This window comes from Streptomyces pseudogriseolus, from assembly GCA_002154585.1.
Lineage (GTDB): Bacteria > Actinomycetota > Actinomycetes > Streptomycetales > Streptomycetaceae > Streptomyces > Streptomyces pseudogriseolus.
Map to the genome: position 1 here is coordinate 1 of MUNG01000607.1, position 744 is coordinate 744.

At 69.9% G+C, this 744-nt stretch carries 1 protein-coding gene; it reads right to left on the reverse strand.

The annotated features are described in order from the left end of the window. Nucleotides 1-398, reverse strand: a 398-nt coding sequence (locus tag CCN29_RS33385; RefSeq protein WP_442538656.1) for a TCP-1/cpn60 chaperonin family protein, incomplete at its 3' end; no start/stop codon positions are given. Between the last annotated feature and the right edge of the window lie 346 nt (nucleotides 399-744).

Genomic DNA, 744 nt, shown 5'->3' on the forward strand with positions numbered 1-744 from the left:
TGCTCGAGCAGGGCGGCGGAGACGGCCTCGACGGCCTTCTCGATACCGCGCTTCAGGGCCATCGGGTTGGCGCCGGCGGCGACGTTGCGCAGGCCCTCCTTGACCAGGGCCTGAGCGAGAACGGTCGCGGTGGTCGTACCGTCACCGGCGACGTCGTCCGTCTTCTTGGCGACTTCCTTGACCAGCTCGGCGCCGATCTTCTCGTACGGGTCCTCGAGCTCGATCTCCTTGGCGATGGAGACACCGTCGTTGGTGATCGTGGGGGCGCCCCACTTCTTCTCGAGGACGACGTTGCGGCCCTTGGGGCCGAGCGTCACCTTCACGGCGTCCGCGAGCTGGTTCATGCCGCGCTCGAGGCCGCGCCGCGCCTCCTCGTCGAACGCGATGATCTTGGCCATGTGAAGTGGTCCCTCCAGGACTGGGGGTGATTCCTTCGGACCGCGCCCGCGCCCGCGACGGACGGCTCGCCCGCCGTGTGGTTCCTTGCCCCACCCGGCCTGGCGGGCCTCACCGACCCGGTCCTTCGTTGTCACTCTCACCTTCAGAGTGCTAACGCCAATGATTAGCACTCGACCCCCGAGAGTGCAAGGCACACCCGCCGGACGACGCCACCGCGGAGGAGGCTCGTAAGGCGGTACGGGCCAGACGCGCCAAGGGTTCGCGCCCGCGCTCAGCCGCGGGCGAACACGGCGCGCACGGCGCGTGCGCCTGGCGGCATGACGAAGGGCCCGCCCCCCGGAGGGT